Origin of the sequence: Actibacterium ureilyticum (assembly GCF_002285435.1) — a bacterium.
In the GTDB taxonomy this organism is placed as follows: domain Bacteria; phylum Pseudomonadota; class Alphaproteobacteria; order Rhodobacterales; family Rhodobacteraceae; genus Actibacterium_C; species Actibacterium_C ureilyticum.
The window spans coordinates 1-3,184 of the sequence record NZ_NSBT01000015.1 but is presented as its reverse complement, the minus strand read 5'-3'; the positions used below and the strand labels follow the sequence as shown (position 1 = coordinate 3,184).

The following is a 3,184-nucleotide window of genomic DNA, read 5'->3' as shown; positions in this document are numbered from 1 at the left end:
GCCGTTCTCCGCGATCTCGGCTATCTCAAGCAGGCCGCGTCATTGCCAAATGCGCATGTGATCTGCGGAGACGGTGGGACATTCCTCCATCTCGGTTGGACCACCGTGTCGAGTTTCGCGCCGATCGAGCGCTTTCCCTTGGCCGCCCTCGCGGTCGCACGAGGAACCCGTTCATCGATATCCGACCCATCAGTGACGTCATCGCTTTCGCGAACTTGCCGCGGGTGGCGCGGGACAGATCTGTCGACCCTGACCATTCAGGTGCCGGCCAGTCTGTCTCGCTGACCACCTACATCGACATGGTCGAAGCCCTCGGTGCCAGGATCGCCAACGATCCGCGGCCCTGTCGGTCAATCTGATCACCACTCCCTCTCACAAACATTCGAAAGGAGGCCAGCCATGGCCCGATCCCCCACGCCCAAATTCGATGCCTCCGAGGTCATCACAAACGAAATCATCCGCATCATCGAGCGCGGCGTCCTGCCGTGGCGCAAGCCCTGGACCGCAGGCGGCAGCTCACGCCCCCTGCGCGTGGGCGGCGAACCCTACCAGGGGGTGAACAACTTCCTGCTGACGATGCGGACCGTGATGGCGGGCCACAGCTCTCCCTTCTGGATGACTCTGCCTCAGGCCAATGCGTTGGACGCAAAGGTCCGCAAGGGCGAGAAATCCTCTGTCGTCGTCTATTACGGCCAAAGCCGGAAAGACGCGGGCGGCGAGGACGACCGCAGCGATGGCGATGATCGCTCCGAGGAAGCCCGCATCTTCCGCTTCCAGAAATCCTACCGCGTGTTCAATGCCTGCCAGATCGATGGCCTGCCCGACAGCTTCTTCCCAGACCCGGAGCCCGCGCCCGAGCATCCGCCGTCCGAGCCCATCCCGCACATGCAGGCGTTTTTCGATGCCATCGACATCACGACCGTCTTCACGGGCACGGAGGCGTACTATTTGCCCCCCGTGGACAAGGTCTACATGCCATCCATCACGCGGTTCCAGGACCCGCGCAATTTCTACGGGGTCTGGGCGCATGAGCTGGCCCATGCCACGAAGGCCCGGCATCGACTGAACCGTGATTTCGGGTTCTCGAAGTTTGGCAACACCTCTTACGCGCGCGAGGAGATCGTCGCGGAATTGACCTCGGTGTTCCTGGGTCAGACGCTCGGCTTTACGGCGCATACGCTCGAGATGAATGCTGCCTACCTCCATAACTGGTTGCGCGTTCTTCGGTCGGACAAGGGTGCGATCTTCAAGCACGCCGCGGATGCGCAGCGCGCCTGTGATTACCTGATCGCCAGATCGGAGGCGGGCAGGGCAGGGGGCCGAGCCAAGGCCGCCTGACCACAGGGAGAACGGAGACGCCCATGTCACGTAAGGAACCCAAGACGCTGCGGGTGGCCTGCTTCAACGACGGCCGCCGCAAGATCATCACCTTCAAGCACGGCGCCTATTGGTGGAGCCCGTCCGAGGGCGCTTATCCGCTCTCGGCGGCACTTGAGACCATCAAGCACCAAGGCGGCTGGATCGAAACCATCCCCAACCCGAATTACAGACCCAAGCGATTGTTCGGGTAGGGCCCCTTCTGCTTCTGTCCTGCCGCCAGGGGGAAAAAGAAAAAGATGCCGTAATGGGGCTGTCGGCGAATCGAGCACGTTTCGCTTGTTTGTCAGCATGATCTGAAGTGCCGTTGCCCTTGATGCGCCTGCAGCGCGTCTACGAGGTCGTATGTTTCCATGCGCCTCAATTCCTAAGAATAGAAGGGCAACGACATGAATGTATTTATCGGACTAGATGTATCTCTGACAAGCACGGCGATTTGTGTGCTGGGGCCGCAAGGGAAGGTTGTTGAGGAGTTGGAGGCCGCCAGCGAGCCTGAGGCGCTGGTGCGTGCGATGACGTCATTGCCGTACGCGGTCGATGCGATCGGTCTTGAAGCCGGACCACTGTCCCAATGGCTGAGTAAGGGCATCGAAGAGGCCGGACTTGACGTGGTCTTGATGGAAACGCGGTTGGTGAAAGCCGCTTTGAAAGCCATGCCGATCAAAACCGATCGGCGCGATGCTCAGGGCATTGCGCGCTTGCTTCAAATGGGATGGTACAGGCCCGTGCACCGCAAATCGGTGTCCTCCCAGGAAATCCGCGCGTTGCTGACAGCGCGCAAGTCAGTTCAGCAGGCCATCATCAACCTTGAGCTTTCCATGCGGGGTGTTTTGCGGAACTTCGGTCTGAAGCTGGGACACGTCACCCGGATCAGGTACGAGGCCCGGGTGAGGGAACTGGTTGAGCAGAATGAAATCCTGTCGGCGTCGACAGAGGCCCTTTTGCGCGCGCGTGCGCAGTTGCGCGCCGAGTTGGCTGAATTGGATGCGACAATCGCGGATCTGGCAAAACAAGACGACGTTTGCCGTCTGATGATGACGATGCCAGGCGTCGGTCGGATCGTCGCCCTGACGGTCAAATCCGCGATCGACGATCCGACCCGGTTCGCGCGATCGAAGGATGTTGGTCCGTGGGTGGGGCTGACGCCGAGACGTACGCAATCCGGAGAGATGGACATTGTCGGGCAAATTACTCGAGCCGGTGACCGGGCCCTTCGAACGGCCTTGTATCAAGCGGCGATGATCTTGATGCACCGTGGGTCACCAAACTGGCTCCAGGCCTGGGCGCTCAGAGTGGCCCATCGGCGTGGATCGAAACGGGCCTTGATTGCACTTGCGCGGCGTATTGGCGTTGTATTGCACCGCATGTGGCGAGACGGCACACCATTCCGCCATGTGCAGAGCTCCCCGGCAACGGTCTGAGTAAAATAATTCCAGAACTTGATCTGACGGAGGAACGCACTGCACCTGACGACAGGTACGACGAGGTCCCTTGCCGGGACGAGGTTCCTGGAGATGCCGAAAGCCCGCTAGTTATCGGCTAACGCTGAATACGCGTAAAAGATGGGCACCCAGGACCAGATTTGGACCAGGCATAGAGTGGCAGCCATGCGGCTGACTACGGACGGAAGAGCGAAGCCCGGACAGGGGGGTGTCCTTCAGTCCTGACGTGCCGGTGCAGTGAAAAAGAAAAAGTAAGCTTCTGAATTTGTGCCTTAAAACTCGGAGAAGAATGAGATCTTCGCCGGGATTTTTGACTTGCCCGAAACCCTTGACAGAGGCCCGCCCCATTACGGAAGCTGGCTTTT

The 3,184-nt window shown here is 60.0% G+C and carries 3 protein-coding genes and 1 pseudogene; all 4 read left to right on the top strand.

What is annotated here, in order from left to right; all coding sequences use genetic code 11:
- Positions 1–359, top strand: a pseudogene (locus CLM60_RS21055) (hypothetical protein); the annotation flags it as partial.
- 40 nt (positions 360–399) lie between these two features.
- On the top strand, positions 400–1,338 hold the full coding sequence (locus CLM60_RS02700) for an ArdC family protein (protein WP_043754134.1): 939 nt from the start codon (positions 400–402) through the stop codon (positions 1,336–1,338).
- A gap of 23 nt (positions 1,339–1,361) precedes the next feature.
- Entirely contained in the window at positions 1,362–1,571 is a 210-nt protein-coding gene (locus CLM60_RS02695; RefSeq protein WP_043754132.1) for a DUF6330 family protein, read from the top strand.
- A gap of 195 nt (positions 1,572–1,766) precedes the next feature.
- A complete protein-coding gene (locus CLM60_RS02690; RefSeq protein ID WP_095587668.1) occupies positions 1,767–2,798 on the top strand; it encodes an IS110 family RNA-guided transposase in 1,032 nt (343 codons plus the stop codon).
- Positions 2,799–3,184 lie beyond the last annotated feature (386 nt).